This is a genomic window from Lacisediminihabitans profunda (assembly GCF_008040105.1).
Classification (GTDB): Bacteria; Actinomycetota; Actinomycetes; order Actinomycetales; family Microbacteriaceae; genus Lacisediminihabitans; species Lacisediminihabitans profunda.
This window is the reverse complement of record NZ_VRMG01000005.1, coordinates 38,808-60,304: the sequence shown is the minus strand read 5'-3', so window position 1 is coordinate 60,304 and position 21,497 is coordinate 38,808. Positions and strand designations below refer to the sequence as shown.

General features: G+C 64.6%; 19 protein-coding genes and 1 pseudogene. 5 read left to right on the top strand and 15 right to left on the bottom strand.

Annotated features, from left to right (window positions below):
• Positions 1–2: 2 nt before the first annotated feature.
• The 9 genes from FVP33_RS04825 to FVP33_RS04785 all read right to left on the bottom strand — a co-directional run bounded on the left by FVP33_RS04825 (position 3) and on the right by FVP33_RS04785 (position 9,139).
• Positions 3–1,070 carry an N-acetylglucosamine kinase gene (locus tag FVP33_RS04825; RefSeq protein ID WP_147782515.1) on the bottom strand — a complete coding sequence of 356 codons (1,068 nt, stop codon included), beginning with the start codon at positions 1,068–1,070 and terminating at the stop codon, positions 3–5.
• Positions 1,070–2,326, bottom strand: coding sequence for a family 4 glycosyl hydrolase (locus tag FVP33_RS04820; RefSeq protein ID WP_147782514.1), 1,257 nt, complete (start codon positions 2,324–2,326; stop codon positions 1,070–1,072). The genes FVP33_RS04825 and FVP33_RS04820 overlap by 1 nt, the downstream gene beginning before the upstream one ends.
• A gap of 2 nt (positions 2,327–2,328) precedes the next feature.
• Positions 2,329–3,207: a carbohydrate ABC transporter permease gene (locus tag FVP33_RS04815; protein WP_222706625.1), complete on the bottom strand. Its 879-nt coding sequence runs from the start codon at positions 3,205–3,207 to the stop codon at positions 2,329–2,331.
• 3 nt (positions 3,208–3,210) lie between these two features.
• Positions 3,211–4,095, bottom strand: a complete 885-nt coding sequence (locus FVP33_RS04810) for a carbohydrate ABC transporter permease (protein ID WP_246142177.1) — start codon at positions 4,093–4,095, stop codon at positions 3,211–3,213.
• Positions 4,096–4,235: 140 nt separating this feature from the next.
• Positions 4,236–5,567 carry an extracellular solute-binding protein gene (locus tag FVP33_RS04805; RefSeq protein ID WP_147782512.1) on the bottom strand — a complete coding sequence of 444 codons (1,332 nt, stop codon included), beginning with the start codon at positions 5,565–5,567 and terminating at the stop codon, positions 4,236–4,238.
• Between the two features lie 47 nt (positions 5,568–5,614).
• Positions 5,615–6,823 carry an ROK family transcriptional regulator gene (locus FVP33_RS04800; protein WP_222706624.1) on the bottom strand — a complete coding sequence of 403 codons (1,209 nt, stop codon included), beginning with the start codon at positions 6,821–6,823 and terminating at the stop codon, positions 5,615–5,617.
• 308 nt (positions 6,824–7,131) lie between these two features.
• Entirely contained in the window at positions 7,132–7,542 is a 411-nt protein-coding gene (locus FVP33_RS04795; RefSeq protein WP_187270576.1) for a rhodanese-like domain-containing protein, read from the bottom strand.
• A gap of 2 nt (positions 7,543–7,544) precedes the next feature.
• Complete coding sequence (locus FVP33_RS04790) at positions 7,545–8,171, bottom strand: bifunctional 4-hydroxy-2-oxoglutarate aldolase/2-dehydro-3-deoxy-phosphogluconate aldolase (RefSeq protein ID WP_147782510.1); 627 nt, start codon at positions 8,169–8,171, stop codon at positions 7,545–7,547.
• A gap of 2 nt (positions 8,172–8,173) precedes the next feature.
• Complete coding sequence (locus FVP33_RS04785; RefSeq protein ID WP_222706622.1) at positions 8,174–9,139, bottom strand: sugar kinase; 966 nt, start codon at positions 9,137–9,139, stop codon at positions 8,174–8,176.
• A 141-nt stretch (positions 9,140–9,280) separates the two neighbouring features.
• On the opposite strand from FVP33_RS04785, the gene FVP33_RS04780 reads away from it, so the two are divergent.
• From FVP33_RS04780 to FVP33_RS04770, 3 genes are read left to right on the top strand one after another with little or no spacing between them, the layout of a single operon-like run.
• The gene (locus tag FVP33_RS04780; RefSeq protein WP_147783164.1) at positions 9,281–10,582 is read left to right on the top strand and encodes an alanine racemase; all 1,302 of its coding nucleotides are present in this window, start codon (positions 9,281–9,283) and stop codon (positions 10,580–10,582) included.
• A gap of 25 nt (positions 10,583–10,607) precedes the next feature.
• On the top strand, positions 10,608–12,176 hold the full coding sequence (locus FVP33_RS04775; protein ID WP_147782509.1) for an N-acyl-D-amino-acid deacylase family protein: 1,569 nt from the start codon (positions 10,608–10,610) through the stop codon (positions 12,174–12,176).
• 8 nt (positions 12,177–12,184) lie between these two features.
• The gene (locus FVP33_RS04770; protein ID WP_147782508.1) at positions 12,185–12,916 is read left to right on the top strand and encodes an IclR family transcriptional regulator; all 732 of its coding nucleotides are present in this window, start codon (positions 12,185–12,187) and stop codon (positions 12,914–12,916) included.
• 4 nt (positions 12,917–12,920) lie between these two features.
• On the opposite strand, the gene FVP33_RS04765 is transcribed toward FVP33_RS04770, so the two are convergent.
• Both FVP33_RS04765 and FVP33_RS04760 read right to left on the bottom strand, forming a co-directional pair.
• Positions 12,921–13,304, bottom strand: coding sequence for a RidA family protein (locus FVP33_RS04765; protein ID WP_147782507.1), 384 nt, complete (start codon positions 13,302–13,304; stop codon positions 12,921–12,923).
• A gap of 76 nt (positions 13,305–13,380) precedes the next feature.
• Positions 13,381–14,652 (bottom strand): MFS transporter, encoded by a 1,272-nt coding sequence (locus FVP33_RS04760; RefSeq protein WP_246142176.1) that lies wholly within the window; start codon positions 14,650–14,652, stop codon positions 13,381–13,383.
• Between the two features lie 240 nt (positions 14,653–14,892).
• Here FVP33_RS04760 and FVP33_RS04755 point away from each other — a divergent pair, with 240 nt between their 5' ends.
• The gene (locus tag FVP33_RS04755; RefSeq protein WP_187270575.1) at positions 14,893–15,624 is read left to right on the top strand and encodes a helix-turn-helix transcriptional regulator; all 732 of its coding nucleotides are present in this window, start codon (positions 14,893–14,895) and stop codon (positions 15,622–15,624) included.
• A gap of 20 nt (positions 15,625–15,644) precedes the next feature.
• Here the strand turns inward: FVP33_RS04755 and FVP33_RS04750 are convergent, their stop codons facing one another.
• The 3 genes from FVP33_RS04750 to FVP33_RS19945 all read right to left on the bottom strand — a co-directional run bounded on the left by FVP33_RS04750 (position 15,645) and on the right by FVP33_RS19945 (position 19,372).
• Positions 15,645–16,742 (bottom strand): fatty acid desaturase family protein, encoded by a 1,098-nt coding sequence (locus tag FVP33_RS04750; protein WP_147782505.1) that lies wholly within the window; start codon positions 16,740–16,742, stop codon positions 15,645–15,647.
• An 88-nt stretch (positions 16,743–16,830) separates the two neighbouring features.
• Positions 16,831–18,594, bottom strand: a complete 1,764-nt coding sequence (locus FVP33_RS04745; RefSeq protein ID WP_147782504.1) for a long-chain-fatty-acid--CoA ligase — start codon at positions 18,592–18,594, stop codon at positions 16,831–16,833.
• Entirely contained in the window at positions 18,584–19,372 is a 789-nt protein-coding gene (locus tag FVP33_RS19945) for a lysophospholipid acyltransferase family protein (protein WP_147782503.1), read from the bottom strand. Before FVP33_RS19945 ends, FVP33_RS04745 begins: the two co-directional genes overlap by 11 nt.
• 143 nt (positions 19,373–19,515) lie before the next feature.
• On the opposite strand from FVP33_RS19945, the pseudogene FVP33_RS20075 reads away from it, so the two are divergent.
• Positions 19,516–19,716: pseudogene (locus tag FVP33_RS20075) on the top strand (TetR family transcriptional regulator); the annotation flags it as partial.
• Positions 19,717–20,081: 365 nt separating this feature from the next.
• Here FVP33_RS20075 and FVP33_RS04730 read toward each other — a convergent pair.
• Positions 20,082–21,491, bottom strand: a complete 1,410-nt coding sequence (locus tag FVP33_RS04730) for an aldehyde dehydrogenase (NADP(+)) (protein ID WP_147782501.1) — start codon at positions 21,489–21,491, stop codon at positions 20,082–20,084.
• Between the last annotated feature and the right edge of the window lie 6 nt (positions 21,492–21,497).

The window sequence follows — 21,497 nt, the reverse complement described above, 5'->3', positions numbered from 1 at the left end:
TTCTAATCCGGGAGCGATGACGGTCGGAGGACCGGGTGCGAAGGTGCGCTCACCAGCGGGCCGGCTATCGCCTGCTCCAGACCGTATTGGCGGCGGATCCTCTGCTCGACCGTGGCATCGACGGTCATCCCGATGTGATCGAGGCCGAGAAGCGCGGCTCCCGCAATCGGGGCACGGTCGACGTAAGCAAACCGCACGTTGGGCGCATCGTTCACGATGCGTCTCTCAACCGATTCGACCAGGATGGGTCGTCGTGCTGCCAGGACTCCCCCGCCGAGCACGATGGGGGCGTCAGACGCGAGCATCCCGAGTTGCCTCAGGGCCGAGACAGCGTATCGCGCCACTTCTGACGCGAGTCGTTCAACGAGCGCGCACGCTACCGCGTCGCCAGCATCGGCTTCGTCGAAGAGCACCGGCACCAGTTCGTGAATCCGTTCTGCCGGAATCTCTTTGTATTGCATGGCCTCGATCACTTCAAGCACGGTTGTTGTGCCGAAGTGCCGGATCACGGCGCTGCGAAGCGATGTGTTCACGTCGCGCTGGTCTTCCGCACGTGAGGCAGCGAACATGACCTCCCCGCCGAGATGCTCGCCGCCGCCCCAGTCACCGGAAAGCTGGCCGAGGGACGGGAATCGAATTGTCCGGCCATGCGAATCGACTGCAACGCAGTTGATGCCGGCGCCGCACACGACGGCGACGCCGAAACCGGATGGTGATCCGACGCGCAGAAGCGCGAAGGTGTCGTTATCGACGCTCGTCGATTCTGACCATGCACGCTCCACGACGACGCTCAGCAGGGTCGATTGTTCCCGCGGAAGATCGACCCCCGCGAGGTACGCGGCGGTGTGCCTGACATGCTGCGGGCCCAGCGCCCGGCCGGCGCTGCTCAGCGCCGTGCGCACCATTTGTTCGAGCGCGAGTACCGACTGTCGAGCCCCGAATATGTGCTGGGAGACGCCGGCGCCTCTGAACTGGGCGAGCACAGTGCCGTCAAATCCCACTACTGCCACGTCCGTCTTACTATTCCCCCCGTCGATCGCCAGAAGAACACGGTCGTCACGCGGATCCACTACGCCCACGGGAGGAAGTGCTTGTTTGCCGCCAGCAGATTGTCGGCGAGCTTTTCCGCGATCGCATATTGTCCGACCAGCGGATGCGCGAGCAACGCTTTGACCACCCGGGCGCGGCCACCATGCAGTGCGGCGTCAAGCGCCAGTTGCTCGTAGGCGAAGTGGTGACCGATCAGACCTTCCATCAACGGGTCGACTCGGCCGATCGGTAACGGCATGGGGCCGGCCGCGGTGATCACGGAGGCCGCTTCGATGACCGCATCCTCGGGGAGGAACGGCAGAGTGCCGCGGTTTCGCACGTTGACCACCTGCACGTCCCCGGTGTCGCTCAGCAGCGACGCCACCAGCTGGATGGCGGCCAACGAGTAGTAGCGTCCCCCTCGCTCCTGCAGCTGAAGAGGCTTGGTGACGACGCTCTCGTCCCGATAGATGTCGAGCAACTCGTTCTCCACGTTCATGACGACCGCAGCGCGGGCAGGCTCGCGCAGCTGTTCGTTGAACACCTCATCATGGGCGAAGTAGTACCTCAGATAGTAGGAAGGAACCGCCTGCTGCAAGAGGAGATGGCTTTCGGAGATCCGGAACTCGCGCGCAACATCGGCGAGACGGTGCTGGAACAACGCGGGCAGCTGGTCTTCCCCGTCGACGAGGACGCCGGTCTCCCAGCTCAGGTGGTTGAGCCCGACATGCTTGAGTTGAACCCGTTCGGGAGCGACGTCGAGGATGCGGGAGAAGTTGCGTTCGAAGTTGATGGCGACGTTGCACAAGCCCACCGCTTTATGCCCCGCCTCGAGCAGCCCGCGAGTGACGATGCCTACGGGGTTGGTGAAGTCGATGATCCAGGTGTCGTCACCGGCAAGGCGCCGTATCTGGTCAGCGATATCGATGACGACCGGCACCGTGCGAAGCGCCTTGGCTAATCCGCCGGCTCCGGTGGTCTCCTGACCGATGCACCCGCAGTCGTGGGGGAAGGTTTCATCGGACAACCGCGTGCGCTGGCCGCCGACCCTCAGTTGGATGAGCACGGCGGCGGCCCCGTCAACCGCACGGGCGAGGTCGTTTGTTGCGCTGATGACGGTGGGTTGCCCGGCGGCGGCCACCATGCGTCGGGCGAAGGCGGAGATGACCTCAAGCCGCACCGGATCAGTGTCCATCAGTGCGATTTCGTCGATCTGGAATGCGGCGGATGTCTGCAGCAATCCGTCGATGAGTTCGGGGGTATAGGTAGACCCTCCGCCAACGACTGTGAGTTTCATTGTTATTTGACTCCCGAGAGTTTGATGCCTTCGATGAAGGACTTCTGAGCGAAGAAGAACAGGATGATCACCGGCAGCATCACGAGAACCGTGGCGGCCATGGTGAGGTTCCACTGCACCTGGTGAACGCTCCTGAAGGAGGCCAGCCCGACCGAGAGGGTCCAGTTGGCAGGGCTTTCGCCGGTATAGAGGAGTGGCCCGAAGTAGTCGTTCCAGGTGCGGAGGAACATGAAAAGGGCCGCGGCAGCGAGCCCGGGCTTCGCCATGGGAATGACAATGCGCCAGAGAATTCCGAGTTCGCTCGCGCCGTCGATTCGTGCTGCGTCGATATAGGACTGCGGAATCGAGATTAGGAATTGTCGAATAAGGAAGATGCTGAAGGCATCTCCGAAGAAGTTGGGGATGATCAATGGCCAGAGCGTTCCGGTGAGTCCGGCTTTCGCCCACAGCACGTACATCGGCACCGCGATGACCTGAGGCGGCAGCATCATGGCGACGATGACAAGGTAGAAGGCCCAGGTGCGGCCCTTCCATTTCAGCCGTGCCAGGCCATAGGCGATGGGCACGCTCGAGATGAGCATTCCGACGGTGGACAACACCGAGTAGGTCAGGCTCTGGCCGAAGTAGCGCAGCAGTGGGGCTTTCTCGAATACCGCTCCGAAGTTCTGCCACTGCCAGGTTTGGGGCCACAGGTCCTTGGTCAGCGCCTGTTGGTCGGTCATGAATGCGGTGAGCAGCACGAAGACCAGCGGGGCGAGGAATCCTATGGCCATCGCGATAGCGACGGCGTGGAGAGCGATCCAGGCGAGGAAGTCGCGACGTTTCGCCTGTGAACTCTTGGTGCGAGTGAGCGGTGCGCCCGCGTGCGTGGCTATGGCCAATGTTCAGTCCTCCTCTGTCATCCCGGATTTGCGCAGTTGCCGCACCAGAATGACGGTGAATATGGCCGAAACGATGAAAAGCACAATTGCCATCGTCGAGGCGTAGCCCATGTTGTAGTAGTGAAAGCCCTGTTGATACAGCCACATTGGGAAGGTGAGGGTGGAATTGTCGGGGTAGCCGAGCTGGGTGCCGGATCCCACGGCATCGCTCGATCCCGATGCCACGGCACCGGCGACGACCGCTTCTGTGAAGTACTGCAGCCCAACGATGATCGAGTTGATGACGGCGAACGTGAGCACCGGCGCGATGGTGGGGAGAGTGATGTGCCAGAACCGGGTGAACGAGCCGGCGCCGTCGAGGGCGGCCGCTTCGTAGTACTCGGTGGGCACGTCAAGGAGTGCGGCCAACAGGATGACCATTATTTCGCCGGAAGCCCACAGCGCCAACACGGTCAGCGCAGGCTTCGCCAGGAGCGGATCGTTGAACCAGAGCAGGCCTTTGATGCCGAACCAGCCCAGCACTTGGTTTACCGGCCCGGTCCCGGGGTTGAACAGGAAGACGAACGCCAGGGCCGCCGCCACCGGCGGGGCCAGGGCGGGCAGGTAGAACAGTGTCCGGAAGACTCCCGACCCCCGTCGCACCTTCGATAACACCATCGCGGAAGCGAGCGCGTAACCGACCCGGCCGATCGTGATGGCGACTACCAGATAGGTGGTGTTCCGAATCGCCGTCCATACGAGTGGGTCGCTGGTGAACATGAAGACGTAGTTCTTCACGCCGACCCAGATCGGATCGCTGATCAGGTCGTAACTGGTGAATGAGAGGAACACTGTTGCCAGCAGCGGGTAGACGAAGAAGACTCCGAATCCGATGATCCACGGTGACATGAACGCCAGGACAACCAGGCGCTGGTGCCTGCGGCGTTTGTGATCGCCATCACCCCGACGTGTTCTTCCTACGGAGTTCGCCCCGGGGGCCGGCGACGCCACTGTTCGTGGCGTCGCCGTTCCCGTCGCTGCAGAGGAGGTCACGGTGCCTTCAGTGCCAATGCGCTTGTGATTTCGGAGTCGGCTGCGCTCAGCCCGGCGCTCAGATCCGTTGTGCCCCCGGTCTGCCATTTCACTGCGAAGTCGGTGGCGGTCTTCAGGAAGGCGCCTCCGTTCGGGGTGGAAGGCAATGAGCTTGAATTCGGGTTCGCGAATATGCGGAGGAACGGCGCGAAATTCGCGCTACTGACGAGATCGGGCGATTTGATGGCGTCGAGCGTGGTGGGGATGTTCTTCAGCCCGTTCGCGAGCGTCACCAGCGGTGCAGTCTGCGTGCTCATGTATTTGATCAGCTGCCAGGCGGCGCCGGTGTGCTGGGCGCCCTTCGGGATTCCGATGATGTTGCCGCCGATGTCGCTCCCGCCATAGTGGGCGCTGAGTTTGTCGGCAACGGGCAGCGGCGCGGTCCCGTACTTGAGGTTGGGGGCCTGGCTGTCGACGAAGCCGGTGCGAAATTCTCCATCGAACATCATCGCGATCTGCCCGGTCTGGAACGAGTTGTCGGCAGAGTACTTCTGTCCGGCGGCGGAGGTGAAGGCCGTCAGCTTGTCAGCCCCGTAGAACTCGGTGAGACTCTTCTGCCAGGCGAACATGTCGGTCCACCCGGAACTGGTTCCGAGGCTCGACTTGCCGGCGCTGGACTGCCAGGCCGCTCCCCACTGGGGTGCCCACACGTCGAGTCTGTTGTTGTAGAAGCCGATGGTGGGAACGAATCCGGCAACCTTGATGCTGCCATCTGTGTTGAGTTCGGTGAGTTTCTTGGCGTCTTTGGCCAGTTCGCTCATCGTCTTCGGCGGAGAGGTGATGCCCGCCTTGGCAAAGAGCTCCTTGTTGTAGTACAGGCCATAGTCGTCGGCGAGAAGCGGCATCGCGCACCGTATGCCCTTGTACGAGGTGAACTTCTGAACCGCAAGGGGGATCTGTGAGAGGTCGACCTTATCGCGAGAGATGTAACCGGCCAGGTCCTGGAATGCGCCGGAACTGCAATATTGGCCCAGCGCGTTGGCGTTGCCGGAGATGGCGACGTCAGGAGCGGTTCCACCTCGGATGGCCTGGGAGATCTTGTCATCGTCCTGGCTGCCCTCACTCGTGATGGTGATGTTCGGGTGCAGTGTGTGGAATCCCGCGAGCGTGGTGTTCAGCGCGGCGAGATCGCTGTCGGTGAATCCGCTCCACACCGTCAGGGTGATTTTGTCGCTGGACTTGGGGAGAGGCGCCAGCTTCGAACCGGTGGCGCTCGGCCCGCTCGAACAGGCGCTTAGAGCGATGAGGGCCGCGACACCGAGGGCGGCGACCGGGAGAATTTTTTGCATGTGTGCTCCTTTGCTATGCGTATTCAGGGGTTAGTGGTGCTGTACCGTCAGGCTGACGGGAGATCGAGGGTAGAACCGGCGGCAAAATAGCGCTCGCGGGCCGGGATGACAGCGGATTGGACGGCACCGGCGCCCACGGACCCGCGGTCGGTTTGGCCGGGCCGGATGGTCACACGCTGCTGCACGAGTTCAGCCAGGCTGGAGGCGATGAGGTTGCAGAGCACCTCTCCCCCGGCCAACCCCACATCCCCACCGAGGACGATGAGTTCGGGGTCGATCAGGGCGACCACTCCGGCGAGTCCTGCCGCGATGCGACGTGCGAGGTCGTCGAGGAATCCGGGAGTCGAGGAGTGCTTGTCCGCGAGAGCCTGGGTCACCGCGTTCGTGCCGGTGGGTGCGCTGATACCGTAGGCCTTCGCCAGGGCGAGAACGGCGGGCTGGGCCAGGCGGTCTCCGTATCGGAAACCTGTGCTCGGGGTTGTCGCTCGGGCCAGGTCGGGCACGGGCATGAAGCCGATTTCGCCGGCGCCCAGAGTCGACCCCCGTAGCAGTTCTCCTCGCAAGACGACGGAGGATCCGACGCCGCGGTCGGAGAGCCAGAGCAGGACGAAGTCTGTCGCCCCGAGGGCCGTCCCTGTGGCCATCTCGTTGAGGGCGACGAGATTCACGTCGTTCTCGACGGTGACCGGAACAGCCAGGTGGTCGCTGAGGGTCCGAAGAATGTCTATGCCGGCCCAGTCGGGCAGATCAGAGGCGTACCGCAGTTGCCCTGAAACCGGATCGACCGCGCCGGGCATTCCGATCGTCACGTGCGCGAGATCGGACGGATTGAGATCGATCAATGCGCAGGCTTCGGAAACGGTGCCGAACAGCGCGTCAGCTGCTTCGCCCCTGCCCGGGATTACCGGTGTAGTCAGATGTGAGACGGTAGCGCCTTGAAGATCGGCGATCGACACATCGATCTCGGTCGCTGTCACGTCGATGCCTGCGACATAGGCGGCTTCAGCGTTCAAGCTCCAAAGCTGGGCACGGGGACCTGGGCCTCCGTCTCGCAGACCGACCCGCTTGACGAGTCCGACAGCTTCCAATCGGTTGAGCAACTGCGAGGTGGCCGGCTTCGACAGCCCGGTCATCGTTTCAAGCTGCGCCCGCGACACCTCGGACTCGCGCAGCAGGATCTCGAGCGCAGAACGGTCATTCAACGCACGCAGGACGCTGGGGCTGCCAGAAACCACGATGTTCGCTCTTTTCGTCACGGTGAAACGGGAGACTATCGACCAGCGACAGGATCGTATAGAAACTTTCCTATCTATCTCCGGACATTAGCGTGCCGTTCTCCGAATTGTCAATCTCCGTGCGCCAAAGGGTGCGAATTGCTGCCGGTTCGCGGCGCACCGTCGGGGCGTCGGAGCCTCGCCGGCGGCGACGGCATAATTCGCCTCGTACGGAAAACCTTCACCGAGCAGCTCGACGAAAGGGGCCTGGAGGGCGCGGCTACCGCGGCATCGATGCCGAAGAACGGGCCACCTGCAGCACGGAAGAGGAAGAGGAGACCACCCAGACCTCAGCGACTTTCGGCGGTCACGAGGGGATCGGGCGCCTGCCTCGTGACGGCGGCACCACGTTCGAGCGAAAAACCATTTCGCACCCAGTACTCGTACCCCCCGATCAACTCGCGCACGTCGAAGCCCTCGGCGAGCAGGCGGCGGGCGGTGTGCGTAGCACCGTTGCAGCCGGGGCCCCAGCCGTAGACGACGAGGACGCGGTCGCGGGGCAGGGTGGCGAGCTGGGCATCCAGGGTGTCGGCCGGTAGGTGCAGGGCGCCGGCGATGTGACCGTGGTCCCACGAGAGCTGTCTGCGGGTATCGACGAATGTGGCCGTGCCATCGATCTGGGCACGCGAGGCAGCGACCACGTCTATCTCGTACGCCAGCCTCGCGTCCACGAACGCGAGAAGATCGCTCTGCGAGACCACGGTCAATTCCCGGCAGACGGCGCAGCAGGCTCGAGCAGCGCGGCAAGATTGGGAAGCTGTGACGGGTCCTCGAGTGCCGAGCCGATGGCCACGACGCGCGCACCCGCCCTCAGGAATGCGCCCGCATTCGCGGCATTCATGCCGCCGGTGGTGACGAACGTCGCCTGCGGGAACGGACCATGCATCGCCGTGATCCACTCCGTCCCGAGCACGGATGCGGGGAACGCCTTGAGCCAGGTCAGTCCCTCCTTCAGCGCAAGCTGCACCTCGCTTGCGGTTGCCACCCCCGGCATCGAAGGCATCCCGGCATCGGACGACGCCCGCACGACTTCGAGATCGAAGCCCGGAGACACGGTGAACTCGGCTCCCGCATCCGCCGCCTGCCGCACGTGCTCGAGCGAGACGATGGTGCCGGCGCCTACCACCTTTCCCCGCTCGCGGGCGGCCCTGACGACAACCCGCAGCGCCTCGATGTCATCCGGCGTCTGAATCGGCAGCTCAATGACGTCTATGCCGAGATCCCAGGCGGTTGTCGCGACGGAGAGGCTGCGCTCCACGCCCATGCCGCGCAAGATGGCCATGAGTGGCGCTGCGTTGAAGATCTCGCTGAACTGCGCGTTTTCGACCATGGTCAGGCTGGGCCTTTCAATCGGGGTTCGGTGGGCAGGACAGGGGCGACGGTTCCGGCCGATACGCCGGTCGAGGCGACTTGCGCGACGAAGTCGCTTGGTGACATCAGCACCAGCCGCGCGCGCTCGTGGCCGGCGCGCAGCCGACCCTTGGTGTTTTCGCCTCGCAGCAGGGCCGCGAGATAGCCGGCGGCGAATGCATCGCCGGCCCCCACCGCCTCCAGCACCTCAGTGGGGATCGCCGGCTCGAAGACGCTGCCGTCCGCACTGAACTCCGTGGCCCCGATATCGCTGTCCTTCACGATGAGCCGCCCCGGTCCCGGCAGCAGCACCCGCACGTCATCCGCCGTGCCGCACCCCCACAACACCTGTGCTTCATCGCGACCGACGAAGACGATGTCTGCACGGTTCGCCAGCGTGCGCAGCACCGAGGCCGCAGCGCCCTCCGGCCAGAGCGAGGGCCGGAAGTTGACGTCAAAGCTCAGTCTCGCGCTGCTCGCTGCGACCCGGTCGAACACCGTTTCCACCAGGGCTGCGCAACTCGCCGACAGCGCTGGAGTGATGCCCGAGAGGTGCACGACATCGGCTTCCTCCAGGGGGATGCGCTCAACCGTGGCTGGGCTCATCCGGGATGCGGCCGACCCGCTGCGGTAATACAGCACGCCGTGTCCGGGGTCCTTGAAGTAGACGCCGGTGGGCGCGGCCGAGTCGAAGCTGACCCACCGAGTATCGACGCCGAGACGCTCGATAGACCGGCGTATCCGGTGGCCGAGAACATCGTCGCCGAGCACGCCCACCCACGCGGACGAGAGGCCCGCCTGCGCCACGTGACACGCGACGTTCGACTCCGCGCCGCCAGGGTGAACGCCCACGTCCTCGGCGGTGGCGAGGGATTCTGCCCGCGCCGGGGCGAACATCATCATCGTCTCGCCGAGGGCGATCAAGCGCGGTGTTGCCTCGAGCGTCATAGCCCCACTATGACCTCTATGGTGCGACATGCGCAACTCGCGTTGCGTCATTTGCACACGGTCGCCACGTCAGATCTATAGTTGACTGTCGCCACGCCTCACGATGTGGCCCATTGCACGCGAAATCCCGAAGGGGACCCAATGACACGAGCGCTTCTGTTGGACGAGCTGGGGAATGAGCGCTTGTCCGCGCGCGACAAAGGAGTCCCGGAGCGGGCATTCGGCATGGCGGTGACCGAGTTCCTGGCGAGCGACCCCCGGCTCTCTGAGTTCTGGACCCCGATCGTCACACTCGACGACGAGGCCATCGAGAACAACCTGACCGTCATGGCCCAGTGGAGCGCTTCCCATGGGCTCGAGCTGATGCCGCACGGCAAGACAACCATGGCCCCCGCGCTGTGGCAGCGTCAGCTTGACGCGGGGAGCCTGGGCATCACCCTGGCGACGATGGGCCAGGTGCGCACGGCGCGCACCTTCGGGCTGGACTCGATCATGCTCGCCAACGCCGCGGTCGACGATCGTTCCCTGCGCTACCTCGCCACCCAGCTTGCCGACCCGGAGTTTCGCTTCGTCTGCTGGGCCGACTCGATAGCGACGGTCGAGGCGATGGAAAGCACCCTCCGCGAGGCCCGCACCCCGCGACCCGTCGACGTCTGCGTCGAGATCGGTGCTGCCGACGGGCGCACCGGCGCCCGAACCAACGCCGAGGCACTCGAGGTCGCCCGGCGGATCGCCGCGTCAGACGTCCTTCGCCTGGCCGGAGTCGCCGGCTACGAAGGAAGTCTCGCCCACGACCGCTCAGACGAGTCGCTGGATGCGGTGCGCGCCTATCTTCAGCGACAGGTCGAATTACACGACGTGTTTCACGATCTCTACGACGATGACGGCGACGTCTATGTGACTGCGGGCGGAAGCGCGTACTTCGATCTGGTCGCGGAGGCATTCGCCAGCGCGATCGCCGCCGATTCGCGCACGTTGTGGACCCTTCGCAGCGGGGCGTATGTCGTGCACGACGATGGCTTCTATCGCGGCATTTCACCACTCGACGAGGGCGGCGCCGGGCCCTATCGGCTGCGCTCCGCGATGCGCGGCATTGCCCGCGTGGTGTCGCACCCCGAGCCGGGCCTTGCGCTGCTCGACGGCGGCAAGCGCGACTTCCCGTTCGACGAGGGGCTGCCAATCCCCCGTCAGGTCGCGAGCGACCTCGGTCAAGAATGGGCCCCACTACAAGATGCGTCGATTCTCGCCATGAACGATCAACACAGCTATCTGGGGTTGACGGGCGAGAATGGCGCGTTCGGCGCTCAACCTGGTGCGATCGGCACTGTCGTGGCACTGGGACTGTCGCATCCGTGCACCACGTTCGACAAGTGGCGCTACCTGCCGGTGGTGGCCTCACAGGGGTCCGACCGCGTGGTCGATCTCGTTCGCACTTTCTTTTGACCAGCACAGTCGGCAGGGGCACAGCATGCGGTGGGTGATGCGCGGCGGAACGGTCGTCGACGGCGACGGGATGCGACGCGCTGATGTCGCGATCGAGGGCGAGACGGTCAGCGAGGTCGGCGACATCCCCGCCGGCGAGGACGATCGGGTCATCGACTGCCGTGGGCGTTTCGTGCTGCCCGGGTTCGTCGATACCCACTCGCACGTGGACGGGCTCATGGAGGACGAATCCGTGCAGCGGGCCCTGCTCAGGCAGGGTGTGACTACGGTGATTGCCGGGCAAGACGGCGTCTCCTATGCGCCGGGCGACGGGACGTACGCGCGTGAGTACTTCGCCGCCATCAACGGCGAGCATCCGAGCTACTCGGGCGGCGGCATTGGCGAGTTCCTCAGGGCGGTCGACGGACGGTCGCGGCTGAACCTCGCCTACCTCGTCCCCGCGGGGACGGTTCGCTGGGAGGTGTGCGGGCGCTCGAGAACGCCGGCCGACGATGAGCAGCGTGCGCTGATGGTTGCCCTGGTCGAAGCGGGGATGAGCGACGGCGCCGTTGGACTCTCGACCGGCCTCGACTACGTTCCCGGCATCTTCGCCACCGCGGATGAGATTGCGGCACTGTGCGCGCCAGTGGCCCGCGCCGGCGGCATCTATGTCACGCACATGCGCGGCGGCTACGAATCCAATTCGGCCGCGGGCATCGAGGAGATCGCGCGAATCTCTGCGGCGTCCGGCGTGCGCGTCCACATCTCGCACTTTCACGCCCAGGCCCACATCGTTCATGACCAGCTCGACGCTCTCCAGCGCGGAGGCGTTGACGCGACCTTCGACGCGTATCCGTACACTCGCGGCTGCACACTGCTGGGCATGCCATTGCTGCCACCGGAACTCGCAGTGCTCTCGGCCGACACGGTCGTCGAGGTCATCACCGACCCGGGCGAGCGGCGGCGCCTGCGCCGCGACTGGTTCCCGGCCGTCGAACGCAACGCGAGCCTCGGGCCCGAGTGGCCCTCGATGATCACGCTTGCGCATGTGGCCGCTCCGGAGTTCGCGTGGGCCCACGGACTCACCCTGGAGGATGCCGCTGCGCGAGCCGGCATCGACGCGATCGATCTCGCCCTGGATGTGCTGGCCGCCTCCCGCCTCCAGGTCAATGCCGTCATGGCGGTGCGGTACGAGCGCCCTGTCGAGGAGCTCGCGCGCATCTTCGGGCATCCCGGTCACCTGGGCGGCTCAGACGGCATCTTCATTGGCGCTCATCCGCATCCGCGGGCTCGCGGCACCTTCGCCCGGTATCTGCGCGAGTATGTGCGTGAATCGCCGGAGTGGTCATGGTCGGATGCCGTGGGTCACCTCTCGTCCGCACCGGCGGCTCGCTTCGGCCTGGGGCGACGAGGCAGAGTTGCCGCCGGCTGGGTTGCCGACCTCATCGTGGTCGACCCGCGTTCGGTGGCCGACACCGCCAGCTACGACGAGCCACTGGGCGAGGCCGTCGGCATCGACGACGTGCTGGTGGCCGGAGTGCCGGTGCTCGCGAACGGCGCGCTCGTGAACAGCAGACCGGGCCGGGGCCTCCGGCGCGAACAGGCTGAAGGGTAAGGGAATCCGTGTCGCAGAGCGTGAAGAGGGCGGTGGGAATCATCGACTCGATCGCCGCGCAGCCGAAGACGGTCGCGCAGCTGGCGGAGGAGTTCGGGCTGCACCGCTCGACCATGTTCCGGGAACTTCAGACGCTCGAGGAGGTCGGGTACGTCCGGCGCCGCAAGGACGGCACCTATGCGCTCGCTTTCCACTTGGCGTCGCTCGCGCAGGCCTCACTCGAGAACCTCGATCTGCGTCAGTCCTCCTACGCGCAGGTGCGCCGACTTCACCAGCTCGTCGGAAACACGGTGCACGTGGCCGCACTCATGGACGATGCGATCATCTACGTCGACAAGGTCGAAGACGCCAGCGGCGTGCGCATGTACTCGCGGATCGGTTTCCCGGTACGCCCGCACTGCAGCGCCGTCGGCAAGGCGATCCTCGCCGACCTCGACACAGCCAGACGCGATGCCGTCCTCGACGGCGCGACGTGGACGAAGTACACGGACACGACCATCACCACCCGCAAAGCCCTGGATGCCGAGCTGGACGCGGTAGCCAAGCAGGGGTGGGCCGTGGATAACGGGGAGTTCGAGGACTTCGTCAACTGCGTGGCCGTGCCCATCCGGAGTTCCGCCGGGGTTGTCGGTGCGCTCTCACTCACCGCCATCCGCATGAAGCACGACCTGGAGCAGATCAAAGTGCACATCCCGCTCCTGCAGCGCACCGCGACGCAGATCGCTCGCGAGCTCGGGTAGCGGGCTACGCACCGTCCCGCACGACGGCGACGACGTCGATCTCGACGAGGATGTTCGCCAGTTGCGACCCGACAGTGGTGCGCACGGGATAAGGCTCAGAAAAGAACTCCGCGTATGCCAGGTTGAATTCGGCGAAGTCGGCCAGATCGGCAAGGTGCACCGTGCTCTTGACGCAATCGTCCATGGTCAGCCCGCGCTCGGCGAGAACGGACCGAATGTTCCGCAGCACCTGCCGGGTCTGGTCGCCCACGGACTCTGCCATGTCTCCGGTGACAGGGTCCTGTGGCCCGAATCCGGCCGTATAGAAGAACCCGTTCGCCTCAATGCCTTGGCTGTACGGGCCCGCAGGCTGCGGCGCGTTCGTGGTGCGGAAGGCGGTCTTCGCCATGATTGGTACTCCTTATTATCGAGGTCTTAAGTCGGGTGGCAGGGCACCGTGGCCGTTCGGTGCCCTGCTCCGCACGCTAGGCGAGGGTGTGCAGCCGACCCGCGTCTTCCACATCGGGCCGGAACGACGCGTATGCCGTGGCGACGACACCGATGATCACGACGACAGACGCGAAGACGATGATCGGCACGATCGAGCCGAAGGCAAGCGACAGCGCGGTGGCGATCAATGGCGCGAATCCTCCGAGCATGTTCGAGAACTGGTAGCCGATGTTCACGCCCGTAATACGCGCCTCGACATCGAACATCTCCGTGAGCATCGTCTGCAGGGTGCCCTGCATGGCGACACCCGGGATGACGAAGCCGACCACCATGCCGAGCCAGATGAGCACCGCGACATTCGTGCTGTACAACGCGAAGGCGGGGTAGAGCAGCAGCGCGAAAACGATGGCAGCGGCGATGTAGAACCTGCGGCGGCCGACCTTGTCGGAGACCCACCCCCAGAACGGCGCGGCGAAGATCTGCAGGACGCCGACGATCATGGTGCCGATGAAGCCGACCTGGGCCTGAGTTCCCTTGGAAACCATGAAGGCAAGTCCGAAGGTGAGCACGACGTAGCCGGCAATGCTCTGTGGCAGGCCGATGAGAATGCCGAGGATCGCATTCTTCGGATGACGAAGAGCCTCCTTCAGCGGGTTCGTGCGCTTGACGTGGCCGAGCTCGATGGCCTGGGTGTGCTCCTTGAACTCTTCGGGCTCCTCCAGTTTCGAGCGCAACACCACGGCGATCACGGCGAGCACGAGTGCAAACACAAACGGAATGCGCCATCCCCATGCCATGAAGAAGGATGCGGAACCGGCGCCCAGCAGGGCCATGAAGCCAGCCGATGCGACGTTCGCGACGCCGGCACCGCTGATCAGGATCGCCCCGAACAGGCCGCGTCGACCCACCGGGGCGTGCTCGATGACGAGTGTCGCGGCCGCCCCCATTTCGCCGCCCACAAACAGTCCCTGCAGCAATCGGAACAGCAGTAGCAGTATCGGCGCGACGATCCCGAGCGACGCGAACGAGGGGGTCAGGCCGATTGCGGCCGTGCAGATCCCCATCCCGATCACCGTGGCCAGCAGAGCGGGTTTGCGCCCGAAACGATCGCCGATGAAGCCCCAGAAGAGGCCGCCGAGGGGGCGCAGCAAGAAGCCGAAAGCAAAACTCCCGAACGATGCGAGGGTCGCAACCGCGGCGTTATCGTTCGGGAAGAACACCGTGGGGAACACGACGGCAGCCGCAAGGCCGTAGAGATAGTAGTCGTAGTACTCCATGAGAGTGCCGATGGCGCCCGCAGCGACCATCCTGCGTTGCTTCGGCGATATTGCGAATCCCCACGACTTACTTTGCGTTTCTTGTGCCTGGACCATTGAGAGCCTCCTTGCCCTGGGTGAAGATGCGGTGCGGGGCGCCAATCTTTGGGTTGCCCGCCGCACGACCCCCGCATAAGCTAACAGCAAGTCGAACAATATGTCTACGCGCTTAAACTTTTGTACGCATGGAGAGCGCGGGATAATGATGGCTTGATGAGTGAGGGAGACAAGATGACCGCGCATTCGACGCCGTCTTTGCTGGGCCAGCTCACCGACACGGACACCTACGAGTCAGTGGCGGACATTCTCACCGCCTTCCGCCCCGTCATGCATGCATTGGCCGCGGCGGCCGGTCCCAGTTGCGAGGTCGTGCTCCACGACCTGTCTGCCCCGGATCCGGACCTCAGCCACACGATCGCAGCGATCGAGAACGGGCACGTCACCGGACGCGAAGTCGGCGGCCCCTCCAGCAGCCTCGGGATCGGCGTGCTTCACAATCAGGAAGCGGACCACAACGCGTTCGGATACCGAGGATTCACCAGCGATGGACGCGAATTGCGCTGCTCCTCGGTGTATTTTCGCAACTCAGCCGGGCGGATCATCGCCGCGTTGTGCGTGAACTTCGACGTCAGCATCATCGAACGGGCCCGGGCACTGCTCGACGGCCTGCTGCCGGGAGCCGCTTCCAGCTCCCAAAATCAGCCGAACGAGTTCTTCGGGCAGGACCTGGTGGCAGTGATGGATACCATGGTCACCGAGGCCATCCGCGAGATCGGCAAGCCCGTGGGCCAGATGAGCCGAGACGACCGCATCGCCGTGCTCACCCGGCTGGACCAACAGGGCGTACTTCAGATGAGAAAGGGCGTCGAAGGCATCGCTGCCCGCCTGGGCATCTCGCGGGTCACCGCGTATGCCTACCTTGAGGAGGCACGGAATCAGGAACCCGAAGCGGCCGCGGGGTAGGGCCCGCCGGCGCGAAATCCCTAACGGCCGAATGCGGTAGCCGCCGGACAGTCGAATGGGTCGCCTACCGCGCTGAGGCCGACCCGATTGAGGTAGCGGATGACGATCGCGTACGACTTTCGCAGCGTTGTCTCGGTGTAGAGGATGTCGTTGGCCGCGCAATACTCCCGGGTGATGACCTGAGCCCTTTTGAGATGCGGTCTGGGCATGTTCGGAAAGAGATGATGTTCAACCTGGTAATTCAGGCCGCCCATGAAGGCGTCGACCAGGCCGCCACCGGCGATGTTGCGTGAGGTCAGCACCTGCCGCCGCAGGAAATCGACCTTGCTGTCTTTGGCGAGAACGGGCATGCCCTTATGGTTCGGCGCGAAGGACGCGCCCATGTAGATTCCGAACACCGCCAACTGCACGCCGATGAACGCGAACGCCATTCCGGGCGACAGGAGCAGGAAGATTGCCGCAAGGTAGAGTGCGACTCGCGTGGTCAGCATCAGTATCTCGAGCCAGCGCTTATCCACCTTGCCCCGGCCGAAGACGGTGCGGAACCCGTGGAAATGCAGGTTCAGTCCCTCGAACATCAGGATGGGGAAGAAGAGGTATCCCTGCCGCTTGGTGAACCAGGCGCGGAACCCTCTCGTCCTGGCGGCGTCGTCGGCCGTGAAGGAGACGAAGTCTGGCTCGATGTCCGGGTCCTTGCCGATCACGTTCGGGTTGGCGTGATGGCGGCTGTGTTTCGTCATCCACCACGAATAGCTGATGCCTACGAAGAGATTGGCGATGGTACGGCCGGCGACATCGTTCGCTTTCCCGGAGGTGAAGACTTGTCGGTGCGACGCCTCGTGGGCGAGGAACGCATATTGGGTGAAGATGATCCCGAGCGCTGCGGCGATGAGAAGCACGAGCCAGGTGTGGGCGAGCAGCAAGATCCCCGCCACGGCACCACCGAGTGCCAGAGTGATGAGTCCGAAGACCAGGAAGTAGAAGCCGGTGCGTCTGCGCAGAAGGCCGGCATCACGAACCGTGTGGAGGAGTGCCGAGTACTCCGTCGTGGGATTCGCTCGGCCAGACTTGGGCTTCGTCTTCAAGAAAAGGGGTTGGGCGGGGGCTGTGCTGGTCATGCGTTTTTCATCTCGGTAGGTAGGTCATTTCCCCGTGCGGGGAAGGAGAGAAGCGACCACGGTCCGGGGTTACTCGACTACTTTCAGGTTAGGCGCCGTCTTCAGCCCGCGCACTAGGCGGGTTCTCAGAAGACGCAGCGTTCGCTTGCAGCACAGCCATGATCGTCGAACGCACCTGGCGACGAAGCACCTTGCCGATCAACGAACGCGGCAATTCGTCGACGCGGACTATGCGCTTGGGCACCTTGTACGCCGTGAGACGTCTCCTGCAGAACTCCCGGAGCGCCTCCGAATCGAATAGTGCACCATCGCGCAGGACGACGGCGGCCATCACGTCCTCGCCCGATCTCGACGGCACTCCGACGACGGCCGCAGCGACAACGTCGGGGTGCTCCATCAATTGCTCTTCGACCTCGGTCGGGGCGACGTTGAATCCACCGGTGATGATCAACTCTTTGATTCGGTCCACCACGGTCACGAAGCCGTCGGCGGACATCGTGACGATGTCGCCCGATCGCAACCAGCCGCCGGGCAAGAGCGCCGCGGCCGTCTCGGCGGGTCGATTCCAGTAGCCGGAGAAGACCTGCGGTCCTCGAATCAGCAACTCGCCAGCAACCCCCACAGGGCGATCACTCGCCGGATCATCGGGATCGACGACACGGATCTCGGTGCTCGGAAACGGGATCCCGACCGTGCCGGGTCGTCGCGCCGGGCCCATCGGGTTGCCCAGGGCCACTGGAGACGTTTCCGTCAGGCCGTATCCCTCGACCAAGAGGCCACCGGTCACCTCTTCCCAGATCTTGATCGTTGCCGCCGGCAGGCTCATCGCGCCGGAGAGGGAATATCGGATGCCCGTGAGCTTGATGCTGCGTCGCGCTGCCCCCACGACCAGTCGCTCGTAGATCGGAGGAACACCAGGAAGGAAGGTGGCGGGTGTTCGGCGCATCGCATCGAGCACCAGGTCGACGTCGAACCGCGGGAAGAGCACCAAGGTGGCTCCGATGCTCATCGCGTAGGTGAGGCAGAGCGTGAGCCCGTAGGCGTGAAAGAGCGGAAGCACGGCATAGATAGTCTCTTTGCCCGGTTGAAGCCCGGGAACCCACGCCCTGCCCTGGGCGGCGTTGGCTACCAGGTTGCCGTGCGTGAGGATGGCCCCCTTGGGTGCCCCCGTGGTTCCGCTCGTGTACTGCAGAACGGCGACGTCGTCGATGGAAGGCCGTACGTGTGCGGGGTCGATCGTCGGACCGTGGACGAGTCGATCCCAGCGATCTGTCCCCGTCAACGTCGCCTCTGTCGTCAATTGCGCACGAGCAGACCGAGACTTCGCCAGGGGCAGGCGAAGCGCCAACCGGGTGTGAACGGGCATCTCCGAAATCAGGTCGACCGACAGAATCGCCGCGGGCCGCACCGGGTCGGGAAGATTGGCGACCTTCTCCGCGGCCTTGTTCCAGACGACTGCCACACCTGCGCCGTGGTCCGCGAACTGCTGCTCGAGTTCCGTTGCGGTGTAAAGCGGGTTGTGTTCCACCACGATCGCCCCCAGACGCAACACTGCGTAAAACGCCACCACAAGCTGCGGGCAATTCGGCAGGACCAAGGCGACGCGGTCGCCTGCCTTCACGCCCAACCGCCGGAGCGCCTCCGCGGCAGAGCTGATCCGCTCACCCAGTTGCGTGTAGGTGATGCGTCGGCCGAAGAACTGCAGCGCCACCGTGGCCCCGAACTCGGACACGGAATGGTCGATCAGGTCGACGAGGGAACCGGTGGGCATGTCGATTTCGGCGGGCACACCGTCGGGATAGGAGGCCAGCCATGGTCGCGAAGCGTAGGCGGCGAGACTGCTACCGGCCACGGGCCGCGGCCTTGCGTCGCTGTCGCTCTGTCTCGGCGACCGCTGCGACCTCCGGCGTGGGCGCAGTCCCGCCGAGATGTGCGGGTTGCCACCATTGGCCCGATCCAGTGCGTGGGTAGGAGGCCTGAGTTCTGTTGAGGTGGGCTTGCATGGTCTGCCGGAGCTGCTCGGTAGCCACTTGAGGATCATCCGCGGAACTGACCCGAATCGGTTCGGCCACGTCGACGAGGATGGGCGCGCGGAAGGCGTCACGAAGCCGAGCGCGATGCGCCTTGGTCTTCAGCATCTGCCCGCCCCAGACGACTATCGGAACGATCGGGGTGCCGGCTTCTGCCGACATCCGAACTGCACCGGTCTTGAACTTCCGCACGGTGAACGATGCGCTCACACCGGCTTCCGGGAAGACCCCTACCAGTTCCCCGGACCGAAGTGCCTCGACAGCGTTGACGTAGGCGTCGCCGCCAGCCTGCATGTTCACCGAGATGTGCCTCATTGACCGCAACAGCCAGCCGACAACGGGCTTATCGAACGCGGCCTGGGTCGCCAGGAACCGGATGCGGCGCCGGGTGTGCAGCCAGACCACCCACTCGGTCAACGCAAAATCCAGGTAGCCGAAATGCGTCAGGGCGAGCACCGCCCCTCCGCTGCGCGGAATCAGTTCGATGCCCGACACGATTGGCTTCAGCTGGAGCAGCCCGCCGAACAAGACACGGCCAATTCCTATCGCGAGGGAGTAGATCGGTTCATGGCGGTCGCGGCCACCCTCCTTCACCAGCATCACGTTATGGTCGCTTCGCGTTGTCCGTTCCGGCAAGGGTCGAAGGTCCTGACGCACAGGTCACCAGCCGAACCCTCTGGTGGATGCGAACTGCGGCGCGGTGACGAAGGTGAAATCACTCCGCGATACGCACTCGGGTTGCTATGCGCTGTTTGGTCATTGTCCAGAATGCTTGTGCGATTGCCGACGGCTCGATTGCCGTGGGGCTGGCCGTAACCCTCATCGCAGTCGCCACTCGCGCGTTCGCCACCAGTGAGAATCGCGTGCCGCTGGAGTCAATCGCGCAAGTAGCGGGCGTCGAAATCGGCACGCTCTACCGCCACTTCCCCACACGCGAAGCCCTAGTCGCGGCCGTTTATCGCGACCAAGTCGAGCGATTGAGCACCAGCGCAGACGAACTGCTGACCAGCGCGCTGCCGTTCCAGGCGCTGCGCACGTGGATGGATCTGTTTGCCGACTGGGCAGCAACGAAGCACGGGATGGTCGACAACCTGCGCACCATTGTCTCGTCAGGCGGTCTCGAGTACGAGGACATGCGATCCCAGCTCGTCGACGTCGTTACTCCCTTGTACGCGATATCAGGAGACCGTAGAAAGGCTTGCCGACAACTCGACGCTCAATGCGGCCCGAGCTTCATACCGCCAATCTCGAATCGCTCCCGACTCGACGAGCGGGCCTGGAAGTCTCCAGCACAGGAGACCGAGTGCGTTCATGTCACGCAGACCAGCACGCCGTCCACCCGCCGCGGAATGCCGAGCGGGTTCTCCTCGCGTAGCGCGGGCGGCAGCATCGCGTCCGGAGCGTCCTGGTACGCGATCGGGCGGAGGAAGCGTCGAACTGCCGTTGCGCCCACGGACGTGAACTGCGAAGTCGTCGACGGCCACGGACCGCCATGGTGCTGTGCCCAGGTGACAGCGACTCCGGTGGGCCAGCCGGCGAACAGCACGCGCCCTGCGACTTGTTCGAGCCGCTCGATCACTGCCACAGTGTCGTCGGAGTCCTCGGAGTGAAGCGTCGCGGTGAGGCTTCCCTCCAAGATGTCGAGCGCGGCGAGCAACTGCTCTTCCGAGTCGTAACGCAGGAGCACGGTCACTGGCCCGAACACTTCCGCGAGCAACTCATCCGCGTGCGCATCGAGCGCGTCGAATGAGGCCGTGACGACGAGCGGCCCGTCCTGGGTCCCGGCGACACGTTCAACGCCGGGGATCGCGAGCAGCCGCTCGACACCGGAGGCGAAGCCCTTCGCGATCGATTCCGTGAGCATGGTATGGGCTGCCGGCACGGCAAGCGTCGCAAGCTCCCGTTCCAGCTCTGAGCCTCTTGGAATGAAGACGACTCCGGGCTTGGTGCAGAACTGCCCGGCGCCGAGGGTGAACGAGCCAGCGAGTCCGTTCGCGAGCGCCGCACCCCGCGCAGCATCGGCTGCGCGGGTGACTACGACGGGGTTGATGCTGCCGAGCTCGCCATAGAACGGGATCGGCGCCGGGCGCGCTGCGGCGAGATCGTGCAGTGCCCGGCCACCGGCAACCGAGCCGGTAAAGGCCACCGCAGTGATGACGGGATGTTGCACGAGCGCTACACCTGCCTCATACCCCTCGGCGAGAGCGAATGCCCCAACAGGAGCGCCCGCCGCCAGCAGTGCCTCCTGGACGATGCCTGCGGTAAGTCGTGAAAGTTCCGGATGCCCGGGGTGTGCTTTGACGATCACGGGGCATCCGACGGCGAGCGCGGAGGCAGTGTCACCGCCGGCGACCGAGAATGCAAAGGGAAAGTTGGACGCAGAGAAGACGGCGACCGGGCCGAGGGGCCGCAGCATCCTCCGGAGGTCCGGCCGGGGAGGAGCCGTTCCTGGGTCGGCATGGTCGATCGTGGCCTCGATGTACGAGCCCTCCGTGACCACGTCAGCGAACAGCCGCAATTGCCCGCTGGTGCGCGCGACCTCGCCGGATAGCCGTGCCACTCCGAGGCGGGTCTCAACGTCGGCGACAGCGACCAGTTCCGCTGTGTGCGCATCAAGGGCGGCGGCCACCGCCCGCAGCCACCCCGCGCGCTGAACGCCGGACGAGCGCACCATCACGGAGGCCGCCCCGGCAGCCAGTTCGAATATCGAATTGTCCATGGTGTT